Annotated in this window: 14 protein-coding genes and 1 pseudogene; 7 read left to right on the top strand and 8 right to left on the bottom strand. The window is 68.5% G+C overall.

Going from position 1 to position 16,489, the window contains the following annotated elements; translation table 11 throughout:
• A partial coding sequence (locus tag AB0E94_RS50980) for a helix-turn-helix domain-containing protein (RefSeq protein WP_360343589.1) occupies positions 1–482 on the bottom strand: 482 nt, incomplete at its 3' end.
• A 76-nt stretch (positions 483–558) separates the two neighbouring features.
• Here AB0E94_RS50980 and AB0E94_RS50975 point away from each other — a divergent pair.
• A complete protein-coding gene (locus AB0E94_RS50975; protein WP_360343586.1) occupies positions 559–1,365 on the top strand; it encodes an SDR family NAD(P)-dependent oxidoreductase in 807 nt (268 codons plus the stop codon).
• A gap of 469 nt (positions 1,366–1,834) precedes the next feature.
• A pseudogene (locus AB0E94_RS50970) lies at positions 1,835–2,448 on the top strand (IS5 family transposase); the annotation flags it as partial.
• Between the two features lie 24 nt (positions 2,449–2,472).
• On the opposite strand, the gene AB0E94_RS50965 reads toward AB0E94_RS50970, so the two are convergent.
• From AB0E94_RS50965 to AB0E94_RS50935, 7 genes are all read right to left on the bottom strand, one after another.
• Positions 2,473–3,132, bottom strand: coding sequence for a hypothetical protein (locus AB0E94_RS50965; RefSeq protein WP_360343592.1), 660 nt, complete (start codon positions 3,130–3,132; stop codon positions 2,473–2,475).
• A complete protein-coding gene (locus AB0E94_RS50960) occupies positions 3,129–5,570 on the bottom strand; it encodes a hypothetical protein (protein WP_360343583.1) in 2,442 nt (813 codons plus the stop codon). The genes AB0E94_RS50965 and AB0E94_RS50960 overlap by 4 nt, the downstream gene beginning before the upstream one ends.
• The gene (locus tag AB0E94_RS50955) at positions 5,567–5,881 is read right to left on the bottom strand and encodes a type VII secretion target (RefSeq protein ID WP_360343580.1); all 315 of its coding nucleotides are present in this window, start codon (positions 5,879–5,881) and stop codon (positions 5,567–5,569) included. The genes AB0E94_RS50960 and AB0E94_RS50955 overlap by 4 nt, the downstream gene beginning before the upstream one ends.
• A 304-nt stretch (positions 5,882–6,185) precedes the next feature.
• A complete protein-coding gene (locus tag AB0E94_RS50950) occupies positions 6,186–6,350 on the bottom strand; it encodes a hypothetical protein (protein WP_360343577.1) in 165 nt (54 codons plus the stop codon).
• Between the two features lie 27 nt (positions 6,351–6,377).
• A complete protein-coding gene (locus tag AB0E94_RS50945; RefSeq protein WP_360343574.1) occupies positions 6,378–7,682 on the bottom strand; it encodes a hypothetical protein in 1,305 nt (434 codons plus the stop codon).
• Entirely contained in the window at positions 7,663–8,760 is a 1,098-nt protein-coding gene (locus tag AB0E94_RS50940) for a caspase family protein (RefSeq protein ID WP_360343571.1), read from the bottom strand. Before AB0E94_RS50940 ends, AB0E94_RS50945 begins: the two co-directional genes overlap by 20 nt.
• Complete coding sequence (locus AB0E94_RS50935; RefSeq protein ID WP_360343568.1) at positions 8,754–10,205, bottom strand: hypothetical protein; 1,452 nt, start codon at positions 10,203–10,205, stop codon at positions 8,754–8,756. The genes AB0E94_RS50940 and AB0E94_RS50935 overlap by 7 nt, the downstream gene beginning before the upstream one ends.
• A gap of 459 nt (positions 10,206–10,664) precedes the next feature.
• Here AB0E94_RS50935 and AB0E94_RS50930 point away from each other — a divergent pair, with 459 nt between their 5' ends.
• The 5 genes from AB0E94_RS50930 (at position 10,665) to AB0E94_RS50910 (ending at position 16,456) form a co-directional block, all read left to right on the top strand.
• Positions 10,665–11,885, top strand: coding sequence for a hypothetical protein (locus AB0E94_RS50930; RefSeq protein ID WP_360343565.1), 1,221 nt, complete (start codon positions 10,665–10,667; stop codon positions 11,883–11,885).
• 93 nt (positions 11,886–11,978) lie between these two features.
• Positions 11,979–12,620: a hypothetical protein gene (locus AB0E94_RS50925; protein WP_360343562.1), complete on the top strand. Its 642-nt coding sequence runs from the start codon at positions 11,979–11,981 to the stop codon at positions 12,618–12,620.
• A gap of 1,073 nt (positions 12,621–13,693) precedes the next feature.
• The gene (locus tag AB0E94_RS50920; protein ID WP_360343559.1) at positions 13,694–14,170 is read left to right on the top strand and encodes a hypothetical protein; all 477 of its coding nucleotides are present in this window, start codon (positions 13,694–13,696) and stop codon (positions 14,168–14,170) included.
• A 202-nt stretch (positions 14,171–14,372) separates the two neighbouring features.
• On the top strand, positions 14,373–15,665 hold the full coding sequence (locus tag AB0E94_RS50915) for a hypothetical protein (RefSeq protein WP_360343556.1): 1,293 nt from the start codon (positions 14,373–14,375) through the stop codon (positions 15,663–15,665).
• A 98-nt stretch (positions 15,666–15,763) separates the two neighbouring features.
• On the top strand, positions 15,764–16,456 hold the full coding sequence (locus AB0E94_RS50910; protein ID WP_360343553.1) for a lamin tail domain-containing protein: 693 nt from the start codon (positions 15,764–15,766) through the stop codon (positions 16,454–16,456).
• Positions 16,457–16,489 lie beyond the last annotated feature (33 nt).

The following is a 16,489-nucleotide window of genomic DNA, read 5'->3' as shown; positions in this document are numbered from 1 at the left end:
CTTCGGGCGGGCCCCGCCCGGGGGGGGGGGGGGCGCCCCCCCCGGCGCCCCCCCGGGGGGGGCGGGGGGGGCCCCCCCCCGGCGAGGGTGCGCGCGTTCGCGGTGCGCACCAGATCGCGCAGTTCAGCGGCGCCGGTGGTGGCCGCTGTGATCATCGCGTGGCCCTCGGGCCGGCCCGCGTTCTCCCGGATCAGCATCATCAGCGCGAGCAGGTCACCGGCGACCGAGCCGGTGTCAGGATCGGCGTCGTAGGTTTCGAGCAGGGGTTCAACCACCGCCTGCAGCAGCGCCGCCTTTGATGGCCAGCGCCGGTAGATCGTCGGGCGGCTCACCCCGGCCGCCTTGGCCACGGCGTCGATGGTGAGGCCGGCGAACCCGGTCCTCGACAGCTCCGCCAGGGTCGCGGCGCGGACGCTCTCGATCACCTGGATGCTGCGCGGGCCTCGCTGAACGCCGCGGGTACGCCGGTTCGGTTCGGTCATCAGATGTGGACCTTAGCGGACTCATTAATGTTTACGCAGTGTTGCCATTTGCGGATTCGGGATCTAGCCTCGGCCCATGTCCACAGCTGACGTTTCCAGCAAGTCTCTGACCGATCTGATCTCCCTGACCGGCCGCCGTGCCGTCGTCACCGGCGGAGCGCGCGGCCTCGGCAAGGCCATCGCCCTGCGCCTGGCCGAAGCCGGCGCCGACGTGGTGATCGGCGACATCGACGAAGGCCTCGCCGTCAAGGCCGCCGAAGACATCGCCGAGCGACACGGCGTACGCACTGCCGGGGTCGCCCTCGACGTCACCGACAGCGCATCGGTGAGCGCGGTCGCCGACCGCGCTGTCACTGAGCTGGGCGGCCTGGAGATCTGGGTAAACAACGCCGGTATCTTCCCCAGCGTGCCGCTGCTCGACATGAGCGACGACCTATGGGACAAGGTGCTCGACGTCAACGCCCGCGGCACCTTCGTCGGCTCCCGCGAGGCCGCCCGGCGGATGACCGGTGGCGGCGTCGTCGTCAACATCGCTTCCACCGCCGGGTTCCGGGGCAGCGCGCCCGGCCTGGCCGCCTACGTCTCCTCCAAGCACGCCGTCCGCGGCCTCACCCGGGAACTGGCCCTGGAGCTGGCGCCGCTGGGCATCCGGGTCCTCGGCGTGGCGCCCAGTCACGTCCCGACGGAGGGCAACATCGCCGCCGCGACCGCCGCCGGCGTTCCCGCCGAGCAACTCGCCCAGATGGCGCTGATGATGACCGGCCCGATCGGCCGGCCCGGCGTCCCGGACGACATCGCCCGGGTCGCGCTGTTCTGCGCCTCGGACCTGTCGGCGTTCATGACCGGCAGTACCCTACTGGCCGACGGCGGCACGACCGCCTGAGCCGGCCCGCTCAGCGTGGCACGGGGCCGCAGTGGACGGCGTACGAGGAGTTCGGTCGCCGGCTGGATACCTGGTGAACGGTTCCTGACCGTCGATCACGCCGGGTGGACATGGTCGCCGCGGTCGAGCCCATCGTCGACAGCAGAACACATCGATAGAGGCACACGGCCAGTTGCGATTCACCGCCGCCCACGATGGACTCGCCCCTGCACGCCCTCGCGACAGACCCCCTCCGGGCATCCTCGCGGATCTGCTCGGCGACCGCACCGGGTCCCCGCTGCCGGTGGCGCTGAACAGCTACTCCGTCATCTCGGCGCAGGAGCATGCCAGGCTGGACACGGCGATTAAGGCGTGTTTTAAAAAGGTTGAGCTGCCGGTATGGATGTCACGGCGTGGCGGTGATCGATAGCTGAAGAGGTCTCCGGTATCTGGTTCAGCGACCAAGCCAGAACTTCATACCGGAGACCCCGTGGCCACCTTTGCGGTGACTAGGCGGCATGACCTCACCGACGCTCAGTGGCAGCGGCTCGCACCGTTGCTGCCTGCTGCGTCGACGACGGGTCGCCCGCCGAAGTGGGAGAAACGCCAGCTCATCGACGGGATCCGCTGGCGGATCCGAATCGGCGCGCCATGGCGTGACGTCCCGGCCGAGTACGGCCCCTGGCAGACCGTCTACGGCCTGTTCCACCGCTGGCAGCGCGACGGCATCTGGGACAAGATCCTGGCCGCGCCCCAAGCCGTCGGCGACGCGGAGGGCCGGATCGCCTGGACGGTCAGCGTGGACTCGATGACCAGCCGCGCCCACCAGCACGCCGCCGGCGCCCGCACGGACGGCCACCTCCAGAAAGAACCACCCGGCGGCGTGCACGACGAACCCGCCAATCATGGACTCGACCGGTCCCGCAGCGGTCTGACCACCAAGACGCATCTGGCATGTGAACAGGGCCAGAAGGTCCTTTCGATGATCGTGACCGCCGGGTATCGCGGCGACAGCCCGCAGTTCATCCCAGTCCTGCGCCGCATCCGGGTCACCCGCCAAGGGTCGGACGGCCCCGAACCTGCCCGGACCTGGTCCTGGCCGACGATCGGGAAGCACCGGGCACGGCGTCAGGGCTGGTGCTGAGCCCATTTCGTGCACTCCGCGCCGTACTCCGCCTCGCGGTCGACCGCGTTGTCAATGAGCCTGTCGGTGAGCCAGCGGCGTTCGCCGTCGCCGGTCTGCTCGTAGTTGAGGATGTAGGACTCGAGGTTCGCCCGGTTCTCGGGGACCTGGGTTACGCCGGCATCGCGCCAGTGGCCGCGGTCGGTGCAGAAGGTCACCCGGGCCTGGTTCGAACCGGTCTTCTCCACGCCCATCGTCTTGACCCAGAGCGGCCCGCTCGACGGTTTCTCGTTGTCGGTGACGTCGGCGAACGGGGCCAGGGACTGCTGGTAGAAGCGGTCGGTGAACAGGAACCGGCCGATCGGGACGATCGCCGTCCAGTCGGTCGAGCTGCGTTCCCAGTACCAGAGCGCCAGGCTCCGCCGGGCGGCGAGAACCTCCTCGGATTCCGGCTCCTGAGTCTTCTCCCAGGTGATCGGCGCGTTCGCGGGCCCGTCGAGCGGCAGTTTCGCGTACGCCTCCTCGAAGGTCATCGACGACGGCGCCGGACCGCTCGGCGAGCTCGATGCGGAGGTGCCCGCGTTCGGTGGTTCGTCGGAGTCGGTACATCCCGTCGCCACCAGGGCCGTCGTGATGACGAAGACCGCCGCAACGCGCCGCTTCACTTCGATACCTCGCTCTTCCAATCGCCCAGGGTGTTCCTGGTCCACTCGTAGCCGCCCTGGTACGAGTCTCCGGCATCGACCGCGGCGCTACCCAGCGTGCTCTGGCCGAGTCCGCCCTTGTAGGTCTGCCAGTCCTGGTAGTTCTCGTCGGTCCACTGGCTCACCGGTTTCGGGTGGCCGTCCTGGATCAGACCGGCCGGCAGGCCGTCGAGTTTGCCGCTGTTGTAGAGCGCGACCTCAGTGAGGTCGACGGCGGTGCTGCGTCCGGCGCCGAGCGCGGTGCCGACGTCGTACGCGGCCCGGCCGGTGTTGTCGATCTTCGCACTGTTTTCGAGGTCTTCCAGGATGTTGCCGGCGAAGCCGTTGGCCAGGTCGCTGAGGCCGGGCACCTTCGCGGTCGCCGCGCCGATCGTGCCTTCGACCAGGGGGCCGATGACCTTGTAGCGGTCCTCGACGCTCTGGTTGTGCTTGTCGTCCAGGTCGGCGCTGGTCGCGTGCTGCGCTTCGGTGGCGCCGAAGTCGATGGCGCCGAGCACGCTGCCGTAGTTACGGGAGACGACCTCCATCGAACGCAGGTTGCCGTTGATGTCGTCGTTCGGGTTCTGCCGGCCGGACAGGATCTCGTCGTACTTGGCGGCGGCGTACACCGCCTCGGCGTTGGCGACCGTCTGGTGGGCGCCCGCATCCTTGCCGATGTCGGCCAGGAACCGGGTCAGGTCGGTGCGGTTGACGTCGAGGGTCTGGTCGGTCACCGTACGGCTGTCGGCGATGTTGTGGTTCACGTCGGCGATGTACGCCGACACGATGTTGCCCATCGAGTCACGCAGCTCCGGGTGGATCAGATTGTTCTTGCGGAACTCGACGGTGTCGCCGCCCACGGCCGGGTCGACCCGGTTGGCGTAGCCCTTGGCCTGCTCGTCGGCGCTGGTCTCGTAGATTATCGACTCGACGAGTTGCCGTGCCTGCGGGCCGGGGGTGTCGGTGGCGGCGCGTTCCAGGGCGACGCCGAACTTGTCCAGCGAGCCGTTGCGGAACTCGTCGCCGTTCTTGTACACCTCGGCCGCCCAGCCGGGCCCGCCGGGGACGTCCGGGGTGACGTTCCAGTCCCGGTCGGTCAGCAGATAGTCCAGGCGTGGCAGCCGACCGCCGTCAGGACCGTCCGGCGAGTAGTGGGTGACGCCGGTGAGCAGGTCCCGGGTGGCCTCACCGTTCCGCGACAGCGCACTCATCAGCGAGTTGACCGGGTCGTAGCCGGCCGGTGCCGTGTTGACGTCGTGATCCACGGTCCAGTCGAGGCGGACGTTCTCCCCACGCGCCCCGGCCCACAGGTTGCCGTCCTTGCCCTGCTCCATCTCGAAGTCGACGATGTCACCGCCGACCGTGGACAGGAACGAGGAGTCGAAGCTGTTGTTCCGCAACAGCGGGCCGAGCAGCTGGTAGCCGTACACATCGTTCACGGCCAGGGCCGGGCTGTCGGGGTCGACGATGTCCATCGTGCCGCGGCCGGCGGCCATCAGGTCGCTCACCCACTGGCTCGACAGCTCGTACTGGCCGGGAACGTAGGTCTCGCCGCGCAGACCTGTCGTGGTGCCGGTCTGCGTGGTCGCGGTGCTCAACATCATCCCGAGACCGTTCTGCAAGTCCCCCACCACGTCGGCGGTGTTCCGGCTGAACAGCAGGTCGTCGGCGTCCTTGCCCGGCCGGTCGAGCTGCAACGTCGCCAGCCTGCCCGACAACTCCAGAAGACCCGTCGGGCCAAGGCCGGTGAGTACGTCGTGCGCGAACGCCGGATCCTTGCCGTAAACCTGCACCAGAGTCCGCAGCTCGTCGAGTTCAGCCGCCGTCGGGTCGTACGCCGGATCCTTGATCTTGTTCGCCAGCTCCTGAGCCCGGGCGATCTTGCTCGGCGGGGTGGTCCCGAAACCGTTCTGCGCCGACGGCACGTTGTCCTTGATGGTCGCGGCCGTCGTGTCATCCTGCGACCGGGCGTAATCCACCACCAGCCGCAAGTCGTTGAGCAGCGCGCCGGTTTCCCGGCCGGTGCGGTCCAGATTTCCACCCATGTACGCCGACGCGGGCGCCGTGATCGACACGGTCGCCGTGTCGACGGTGTACCCGGCCTGCCGCGCCGACGCGACGATCTGCTCCGCCTGGCTCCGGTAGCCCGTCATCGCGTACGCATGCTGCTCGAAAGCGTCGGCGAGACGCTTGGCCGGCAGATAGGTGTTGTCCACCTCCGCCCGCAGCTTGGCCCCCTTCTCCAGCGCCGTGCTGGAGCCACGGCCCTGCGGCCACGCCGCTTCGAGTTCGCGGGTGTGCCGGACCAGGTCCTCCGCCCGCTCGTCGATGCCCTTGGCCAGCCGAGCCCAGACATCGGCGGATGCGTGCCACGGCCCGGCGTCGAAGTCGAGTACATCCTGCAACGTCAGGCCACTCATCGCCCGGTCCCCGCCCCGCTGCGCCGCAGCCCGTCGGCGTTCGCCTCATCGGTGGCCCGATAGTTCTGGGCGGCGGTGGTCAGACTGTTGCCGTACTCCTCGACCCGGCCGGAGAGTCCCTGCATCGCGGCCATCCACACCTGCTGAGCTTCCTGGGCGGCAGCGCCCGCGGCGGAGCCCGGCCGTGCGGCCGGCGCCAGACCACTGCCGGCAGCCGTCACGTTCTCCCGCAACGTCGCAGCGACGTCCGCGATGCTGCGGCCGACACCGCGCAGCACCTCGACATCGACCTCTAGGTTTCCAGGTTGCACCGGTAATCCCCTCCCCCGAGGAATCTCACGGCCGTCGGCACTGTCACGTCCGACTCCACCACAGCCGGCGCCGAGCGGAGGCAACGGCTCAGCACTGCTGCATGCTGCGACGTCACCGATCCCCTCGGCATCCGGCCACCTCCGACACACGAAGAGGCCAGGGTCTCCGACCTCAACAAGCCAGGCAACCCCGCTGTCGGAAGATCGATCTACCGTACGGAGCCACCGCGAACCCTCAATGTGGTGAACACCGGCAGCGGGTCACAGGTTCAGCACGCTCCTGCTATGCCCTGTTCGTAGTTGCTCAGCCAGCGGTGTCCCAGAGGTTGAGAGTCACAGCGCCGTCGCCGGTGGAGCGCAGCCGCAGCCGCTGGAGCACGTCGTCGGGGAACTCGCTGCGCAGCCGGTACACCCCACCGGCGACCGCCTCCGCATGACACATCTGCCCGGTGAAGCCGGCGATGGGCACGTGCCGAGCGCCATGCCGTCACCTCGCTCAGGTCAGAATGGCCAGGCAGCGGGCGACCAGGTCCTGGGTCATCCCGGTACGCCGGGCGATCTCCGCTGCACCGAGCCGCGCCCCCGCCTCGGCTGGCGACACCTTTAGCACGCCAGCGACGTCGGTCAGCAGGTTCCCCACCCGTGCCACGGCGGGCGCCGACGGACCCGGCACGCCCGGCGGGTGCTCGAACCCACCGGACAGCGCGGAGCCCTCGAGATTCAGGCCGACCGGGTTCCACAACAGCCACGGGCTGCTCCCGTATCGCTGACCGGACACGTCCTCCCAGACGCTTCCCGGCCCGGCGACCTGCGCGTGCAGTGAGCTGCCCAGCACGAGATCGAGCGAGGCAGCCAACATCGGCGGCCACAGCGGCTCGTCCTTGGACATCGGATGGCCGACGCCGGCCAGCGCCAGGGCCTCGACGTCAGCGTGCCTGCCCAGCATCTGCCACAGCAATTCCGTGACACCGAAGATCCGCGAATCGCGCTCGCCGGCGCGCAGCCGGGCCGCGTACGTCACCAGGGTTCGCATGGGATTGTCGTACGGCCTCTCGACCGGCGGCTCCACGGTAGAACCGGCGCGCAGGTCGGCCAGCGCCGCCTCTAGAAGCAGCGCGCCCGGCCCGTTCGGATCCCAGGCCTGGCCGGCACGGATCATGTGGATCGACATGCCGGGCAGGTACGGCCCGTGCGGTCCCTGCGGCACGAACACGATGGTCTGCCAGCCGTTGCACAGCCACACCGCGTGTTCCACCTGCCGGCCGTGCCCCAGCTCCCAGCGCAGCAGAACTCCACCCGATTCCCGATCAACCCGCCATCCGACGGCACGGACCGGCAGGTGGCCCTCCGGAACTCTCTCGGTCGGCAGCTGCGGTCCAGCGAACGGCCTGATCAGGGCAAACGGAACCGACGGCAGCGGCGCCATCTCCCGGTCGCGCAGACCGCGCAGGATCACCACCAGCCGGGCGTCAGCCCGAACCGGAGTCGAGGTCAACTGCGACGCCAGGCCCTGGTGCGACTCGTTGACGGTGCCGGTGCCGGCCACCGGCGCCGCCGCATCGAAGCGCACCGGCAGTTCGACCCGGCTGGACATGCCCGGCCGCACCACGACGACCTCGGAGTTACTGCTGCCGGCCAGATGTGCGGTCACCCGGTAGGCCCCCCGGGGGACGCTCAACTCCAGCCGATCCCGGCCGCCGCTGCCTGGAACCGTCCGCAACCAGGGGTCAACGACCTCGATGCGCGCGCCGGCGGCTTGCACCTCCAGGGTGCCGAACTGCTCACTGACCGAGGGCGACATCGAGGTCCTTCCCAGCCACCGTGAACGTGCCATGATCGCGGAAGACGCTGGTGTCCACCGCCGTCTTGGCGCGCTGGACCGTCCACAGCCCGTCGTGCAGCCAGATCGTCCAGGGTCCGGCGGAGGCGTCCCAGAACGGCGTCATGTCGGACGGTCCGACGAGCTCCACCTCGTCGTCGAACCCCTGCGGGAAGGTGATCCGTACGCGACGGGGTCTGCGTCCTGGACCCGGCGGCGGACTGCCTGGCCGGAACGGTCCGGGGGTGTGCACCGGGCCGAAGACCATCGGTTGCTCCACCGGCATCCGGACGGCCTGCTGCTGGTGGCGTGGCCGCCCGGCGGTGAGCGCCGCGACACGTGTGCTCAGGTAGCCGTGCAGTGAGGCGGCGGTGACCCGGCCGCTCTCGTCGGCGGCGTTGCCTTCCAGCCCGTCGATCAGCGCCCGGCTGAAGTAGCCCCTGCCGTCGTCCTCGAAAGCGAGCGCGCCATCGGTGGTGGCCCAGCCCATCAGCACGACCACCGGGCCGCCGAGCCTGGCCGGCTTGTCGAAGTCCGGTCCGCCGGCGACAGCGAGCAGCTCGAAGTTGCGGCAGCAGTCGGCGAACACGCAAACCTCGGCGAAGGCGCCGTCGCGCCGGAACCAGGTCGCGTAGGCGCTGAGCTCCAGGTTGGTGCGCCGATCCGGTTCGGCCCGGGCGTCCAGCAGGGCCGTCTCGCCGTCGCCCGGCATGATCCCGTGACCGGCGACGAAGATGTAGAGCCGGCTGGAGGCGCGGGCGGCGGCGCGCTCGTGCTCTGGCAGGGCGGCGACTGCGGCGAGCGCTCTGCGCCGCAGGTCCCACAGTGCCTGGTCGATCGCCTGTTTGGCGGGCCGGGCGTCACGTAGCGTCATGTCCTCGCCGGCTGGGCTGAGGAAGGCCTCGATGTTGCCGTCGGGGACACCGCCGCCGTCCGGGTTGCGCAGCCACCTGACGAACGCCGTCGCGTCCTGGACCGGCCCCTGCAGCTCCCGGTAGCCGCCCGGATAGCGGCTGATCCCGACGGCCAGCGCGAAGTGCAGCGGGTTGACGGTCACCACGACCTCACCAGATGGGCGAGGCTGTCCCGGACCAGCGCGTCGTCGTCGAAGTCGCCGTGCCGGACGGCTGTGGAGCGCGCGCCGGCGAGCGCCTGTGCTCCGGTCGGCGACAAGATCAAACGATCAGGACCCGCGGTGTACGGGTGAACCGAGTCGAGCCGGAACGCGGCCGAGCCGCCGGGCGTGAGATAGCGGGCCAGACCCAGGACCGGCACCACGGCGGATGCGCCACGATCGCGTTCCAGTAGACCGGACACCAGGTAGAGCAGCGACCGTGGGTAGACGGCGCCGGCCAGCCGGTCGGCGCGCTCGGCCTCGTCGGTCATGGTGAACATCCGGAACCGCCCGATCCGGTCGGTCGCGGCGTCCAGCGTCCGGGCGAAGTGCTCGGTGGTGCAGGCGGGCGCCAGATAGCACACCTGGAACCGGCCGCGGTCCGCGGCGAGCAGCAGGTTGTCCAGATAGACCGCCCCGGTGGAGTGGCCGACCAGCGTGACCCGGCCGAGCGTCCCGGCGTCGTGCGCGGCGGCCAGGTGGCTGAGCAGCAGCGTGCCGGCCCGGTCGTCGCCCGGCCGGAAGGCGTCCTCGGTCTCCTTCTTCATCGTCGACCAGAGCACCGCGCCGACAGCGCCGAGATAGAACACCCGCAGCATCTCCTCGACGACCGTCGGGTAGAGCCCGCTGTCGGTCCGGTCCCGGAACCGGCCGATCACCGCGCGGAGCACCTGCAGCGCCTTGCGGGCGAGGTAGACGGTCACCACCCCGCCGCCGCGGGCGCCGTCCGGGTCGTCCGGAGTGATCTCGGCCAGCACCTCGGTGTCCATCCGTGTGGGTACCCCGGTGCCCGGATCGATGCCGCCACGGGCGCCCGCCTCGGCGCGGGGCGCCACTGTAGTCACCCACTGGGTCAGGTAGGGGTCGGTCTCCAGCTCGGTCAGGAAGGCGCTCTGCTCGGCGGCGGTGATCTGCTCGCCGGGGAATGGCTCCTCATCGGCGAACGGCTCCTCGCCCTGGTCCGGGTCGTCGAACCGCCGCCGGGCGGCCAGATGCTCGGCGAGCTCCGGCTCGGTGGGCCGACTCGCGCCACTGGACCGGCTACCCTCGGCCCGGCCGCGCAGCCAGCCGACCGACCAGCTGAGCACCCGGCTCGTCAACCGCTCGAAGATCTCCTCCCGGGCGATCTCGACCAGGTTGTTCCGCACGATCTCTCCGAGGCCGGCCCGCCACACGACGAACACCGGGTAGGCGCCCGCCCCGCGATAGACCGGGGTCAGGCTCTCCGCGATCCGCAGCCCGGCATTCTCGTCGACCAGGCCACCGTGGACGTGCAGCACCATCCGCGGGCTCGCTGCCGCGGCCAGCATCACGGCACCCAGGCCGTCCGGGGTCATCCCGACCAGTCGGCCGTCCGGGCCCGTGCTGATCACGTAGCCATTGGCTGACACACCCTCTTCATACGAGCCCCCTGAGCCGCTGTCACGGCTTCTGTCCTCGATCCACGCCTTTCCCGGTCACCGGCTCGCCTCGGCCCGGTGCGCCACGGCGATGTTGAGAAACAGCTTCCAGCAGGATCCGGGCTGCGGCCCATACCCACCGTTGCGCACCCAACCTGCTGCTCGCCGGCCCAAGCAGCACCCGTCACCGGTCACAATCGGTAGCCGCATGCGTGATCTAAGTCACCAGAAGCCGGGATTGATTCACCACGGCTGGCGCACTGGCCTCGCAATCTCCGATTACGGCACTGCCACCCACCTGGGTCAATCTCATGACATGAAGTGATAGGGGTCGATGTATTCGGTGAGGCTGTGGTCGGATCCTGGTGCTCGCAACGAACGCCCCATCGACCGTGAGGGAGATCCGCATTGCGTACGAGCAGAGGACTGCGCGTCCTGAGCGCCGCAGCCATGACTGCCGCGATCATCGTCATGGCACCTACCGGCGCCTCGGCCGAACCGGTGGTGCCCACGCCGCCTGCGAACTCGGGCAGCACGGGCATTGCTACCAAGCCAGCCAGCGTTCCGGATTACACCCGGCATTCCGTCACCGTCTCGCCGTCGTTGATGGCGGAGGAAACCTGTACAACCGGGAAAGTCTCGGTTTGCGTGAGACCGATCAAGCCTGAGGCTCGTGCTGTAGCGCCTCAACTGAGTGCGGCTTCAGTGATTCCCTTTCCGCAGTGGTGCGCCGACAGCCCCGGAACGCCGGTTTCCGCTTCTCGGACGGAAGCGTGCGAAGGCGGCGGGTTGATCTACACGACGCGTCAGACCGTCAACGGGGTGACCACCATCACCGGTGAGGTCTCGATGAACGTGTTCAACTACACGTTCTCCGCCGTTGACCTTCCCAACTGGCAGCACCAGATCGGAATCGCGCCCTATTCGGGCTGGGGCGCCGCCGCCGGAGCGACAATCTCGGCTACCTTCGGGGTGGACGGTGACTGCCATACACTGGGCGCGCCCCAGTTCACCCCTCAGTTGATCAGCCCGATCAACAACGTGATGCGGACCGGAACTGCCGGAGCGGAGACCACCGCGACAGCGGTAGGCGCACTCGGATCCTGCACGACCAGTTGGCAAGTCACCTTCACCACTCCTGCTCACCCGGCGGCGTCGGCATCCTTCGACATGCAAGAGATCGCCTGTGACAACGCCACTGGCGCCAACGGCTTCCGGCCGCGTCGGGTCGGCTGTGTGGTGTTCTGGTTCCCGGCCACGGTGTTCTACAGCCAGGGAAGCTATCCCGAACTGGCTTCTCACGTGGCCCGCGCCCAGGCCTCGGGACTCCCCGGGCACGGCTTCGACGCACCACTGCACAGGAATGAAACGGCCGCCACGGTCGATCTCAACCGGAGCAGAGCCTGCGGCGGCGCACCGAGTATCACGGGAAAGAGTTGCGACGAGTACCCGCTGGCGTCAACGTACGAAGGCCTTGCCTTCGGCGGAACGCTGCGGACTTTCCCGGGCTGCAATATTTCCGCGCCGACGAACGTCACCGGCGCTAGTGGTGCGAGTGCCTGCATGATCACGGCAAGCCAGAACAATGCGCAGGGTGCGTTGATGGCGGCCTTCTACTACGACTACCGCGTGCTGGCCGGAGACCCGTACCTGGTCGATATCAGTAGCTGAGCCAACAACCTATCCTCGAACTGACACAGCAAGCTGCTGCGGACCATCGGTCAATGGTCCGCAGCAGCGCATGTTTGACGATGGGAGACGGGCATGGTCGCCACCATGCAGGTAGTCGTGCAGGATCACTGCTTCCTGGTCGGGGATGCAAGCGAAGCATCGCCACGCTATGACCTGCTCGACTGGAGTAGCGGCATCGCCGGAACCATGCCGACCGCACTCCTCATCGACGCGGGTATCCAGAGCGGCACAGTGACCGTCAGCGCTGCTGTCTGCGATGAACGGCCTCCGCTAGAAGCCGATCATCAGTGGGGTGCTACCACCGAGTGGGATGACATCGCGGAAGTAAGCGTCGACGTACCGGGAGGAATGCTGACACTTGCGCAACTGCACTACTCAACCGGCGCTGAACCGCCGCCCCCTCCGATACTGAGCACGTCCGGCCCGGGCTCGTACCGTCTCCGACTGCACGCGTTCGGTCGTGATCAACAATACGACCAGGTCGTCGACAACTCTGCCGTGCGACTCCACATCATCGTCTGGCCCGAACCGATCACCGCGCCGCTCATCATCAAATCCACGTCCAGATGCGGTTATGGGCTCCGGGTATCTGAGCATCATCGGGTGGTCCCAGCTGAATCCCCTACTCCACCCTCCGCGCAGCAGGAACAAGCTGACCGCGATGCCCTCATCAGACGAACATTGGAAGAGGCCCGCCGGACACCGAACTACTGAGCTTCTGGGGTCAGGTTCAGGGTGGCCATCCTGGATCAGGCAGGCGGCCGTCACGTTCTCGCGCAACGTCGCGGCGACGTCCGCCATGTTGCGGCCGACACCGCGCAGCACCTCGACATCGACCTCTAGGTTCCCAGGTTGCACCGGTAATCCCCTCCCCCGAGGAAAATCACGGCCGCCGGCGCCGTCACGCCGGCTCCACCACAGCCGGCGCCGAGCAGAGGCTACGGCCCAGCACTGCTGCATGCTGCAACGTCACCGATCCCCTCGGCACCCGACCACCCCCGACGCACGAAGAGGCCAGACTCTCCGACCCGGCGGACCAGGCAACCCCGCTGTCGGAGCATGGATCTACCGTACGGAGCCGTCGCGAACCCTCGAAGTGGTGAACATCGGCAACGGGTCACAGGTTCAGCACGCTCCTGCTATGCCCTGTTCGCAGTTGCTCAGGCAGCGGTGCCCCAGAGGCCGAGCGAGAGCACAGCGGCCCTGCTACCGCTGGACATGCGGTGTCCGGCATATGGACGGTGCGAGCTCAATCTGCGGCATTTGCGTGGAACGAGCTCGCGGAAAGGCGGCGTTCCCGCATAGGTAGCCGTGAGATTCGCGCAGTGCTGAACGACATGGGGCTCGACGCGGGCTCGGGTCCGTCGCCGGGCGCTTTCCGCTGCCGGTTCTGCTGGAGGCGAGCCGCCGGCCGGGGACGGTAGACCTGACGGCGACCTTTGTCGCCTGTGAGTCGATCACCAATGCCTCAAGCACGCCGAGGCCACCTATATGTCGGTGACCGTCACCGAAGAGGACGGCGGTCTGCGGCTACGGGTGCGCGACGACGGCGTGGGCGGTGCGAAACGGACCGGGTTCCGCGGCCGGGTCGTCGCAGCGGGCGGGACCTGGAGTCTGGGCAGCCCTCCGGGCCGGGGGGACGACTGTCACGGTAACGCTGCCGCTGAGCCGGTAGGGATATCCCTCCCACAGCGGCGGGTCAGCACCACGGCACGGTGCCCGGCCGACGACGAGGCTTACCAGCGCACCGATACCTCGTGGGAGAACCGATGATCAGAGTGAGAAAAGTGAAATCCTGGCTGACGGCGGTCGTCGTGGGGCTGGGCGTCGTACTCGGCCCGATGGCCACTCCGGCACAGGCCGCCTCGATCTGCAACCAGCAGAATCAGACGCCGAAGGCCTACATGTGCCTGTGGATCAACGGGGTGGGCAACAACCGATACGTCGTGCACGTCGGCATCGACGTGCACGGCCTGACCCTGGCCCAAGCCCAGGAGTACATCGACGACCCCGGGGACCCGTTCGTCGTCGCCGCCATCACCCGCAACGACCGGGTCCTGTTCACCATTCCGCTGGTCGGGCTGGGGGCCTCGGCTGAGTCGGGGCTCAGCGGTGACTTCGAGATCGAGGTGCCGGGCAGCGCCCTCAATGAGAACACGCAGGGAGCGGACAGCGTTCGTGCACGGGTCTGGCTGATCGACAGAGACACCAATCAAGTCATCCAGATCTACAAGTCGGAGCCGATCGCCGGCGTCTGGTCCTGACAATCCTGGAGGCGGGGGTGCTGTACGGCACCTCCGCCTCGTGGATCACGCGCCGACCAGGTCCGTCTCCGGCTCGGCGGCGAGGTTGGTGCTGTCAAAAGCATACCGTGCACATCACCATCGGTCATTCGGGCAAATAGCCGTGTTGACCTGCGGTTTCTTCGTTCTAGGCTCGCCAGGCACAACAGCGGAGGGAGAACGGGTGACCACTGGCGGCCAGGACACCGTGGACTACGAACTCGAGACTTGGGCACGCACCATCCTGATCGGATCATCGGCGCCCAGCCCGTACGACAAGGTCAAGGCGTATCGGATCCTGACCCGGACCGATCCCCGCTCCTACCAGGCCCGCTTGGCGAAGGCGCTGGTTTCGCTCAGTTACCCGGCCGGCCGGCCTTGCCCGCCGCAAGCCCGGCTGCCGCTCCTGGAGGAAGCGAGCGCCGCCGCCCGCGCCGTACCACCCGGCGAACGTCGGCGCGGTGACCTCATCGCAGACGTCCTGGGCTCCTATCAAAGGACTCTGTACGAGCTGGGCCGGCGCGCTGAAGGACTCGCGGTCCGTGCAGAGATGGCCGCGGCGAGCCGCCTCGCTTTCGCTGCCGGGGAGAGTAGCGGCTGGATCGATTGGAGCCTGCGGACCTGGGCCTGCGGGCTGGCCGAGGAAGGCGGGCACACCGAAGCGGCGGCCGCCCTCACCGAACTCCTCGACCTCGCTATGGGCAAGAACAGCTGGGCCAGGTACACCGGGGAGCGTCTGAGCCTGACCGCCGAACAGGACGCCGCCGGCGACACCGGCGCCGCGATCACCACGCTGAGTACGGTCCTCGACGAGGACCGGGCCGACCTCGCGATCGACCGGACACCTCCGAGCCGTGTCTTCCACACGCTGATCTGGCATGCGCATCTACTCGACCGGGCCGGCCGCGCCGCCGACGCCGACGCCGACCGGCGGGAAGCACTCGGCCTGCTCCGCCGGATGGCCGCCACCACGGAGACCGTGAGCTGGGGCGGATCCCAGTTCACCCAGGCCGGCGTACTCCTGGCTGTGCAGGCCCGTGACGCCGAGCCGCACACCATCGGCAAGTCACGCCCCGCCCTCGGTGTTTGCCCCGCCGAATGGTCACCCGATCTGCGGGAACGCTACTTCGCCGAATCCGGAATCACCCGTTGCGACGCGCCGGCCGACGACCAGCCCGGCACCCTGCTCGGCAAGGCCCGCCGGGAATCCGGCCTGCCCGAACACGCCACTCTGCGGCGCCGCCTGGCCATCCGCACCGGCGTCTACTGGCTGTGGCATCACGGCTACCGGTTCCTCGAACCGTCTCTGCCTGCCTTCGACGACAGCGTCGAGGCCGCCCGCCGCCTCCTCGCCCACTCCCCCGGACCCGGCCGTCCGGCGCTCATCAGCGCACTGACCGATCGAGCTGTTCTCCTCACCGCCGGCCACCGCGATGCGGACGCACTCAACGATTACGAAGAAGCCCTGGGAATCTGAGCGGCGACGGGACTAGACAGTTCCGGTGACCGGACGGCCATTCACCACCACCCATTCGCGGCACTGCGCCCGCCTCGCTGGGCTGCAAACATGGCCGGATGCCCACACCGTCCACACCCGCCTCCCGGAAGCGGTGGCGGTGGATCGCCATCATCACCGCCACCCTGGCAGTCACCGCAGCCGGCATCACCATGGCATCCGCAGCAACCAGTGCTGTGCCCAACGTTCGCTTCACCAAGCTCTACTACAACTCGCCGGGCACCGACACCCGCACCAATGCGAGCCTGAACGCCGAATACGTGCAGGTCACCAACCGCGGCACGACCACGGTCACGCTCACCGGGTGGACCATCCGCGACAAAAGCGGCCACACCTACAAACTGTCCGGCACCCTCCCTGCCGGGCACTCCCGGATCGTCCACACCGGGCGAGGAACCGACGGCCGCCCGAATGGACACCGCTATTGGCAGTCCGGGAACTACGTATGGAACAACACCGGTGACACCGCCACGCTCCGCACCGACAAGGGTGCGACCGTGCACACCTGCACCTGGGGGCGGACCGGCTCCTACATCTTGTGCGGCGGTTCAGCCCCGGCACCTACCAAGACGTCCGTGGCACCGTCCAAGAGCGCATCTGCTTCCCCATCCCCAGCCCGAACCTCAGTGCCATCGACCCCCGCCACGCCGCCCACCGTGAGCAGCTCACCGGACATACCTGTCGAATCGTCGGGACTGTCAAGAAAACGGTGTAACTCGATGTTGGTGAAGGTCAGTTGCGGCCTGCGGTGAGGCGTCCTTCGAAAGCGAGGTCGAAGGCGTTGA

The organism is Actinoplanes sp. NPDC026670 (assembly GCF_040638175.1).
Taxonomy (GTDB): domain Bacteria; phylum Actinomycetota; class Actinomycetes; order Mycobacteriales; family Micromonosporaceae; genus Actinoplanes.
This window is presented reverse-complemented; position numbering and strand designations above follow the sequence as displayed.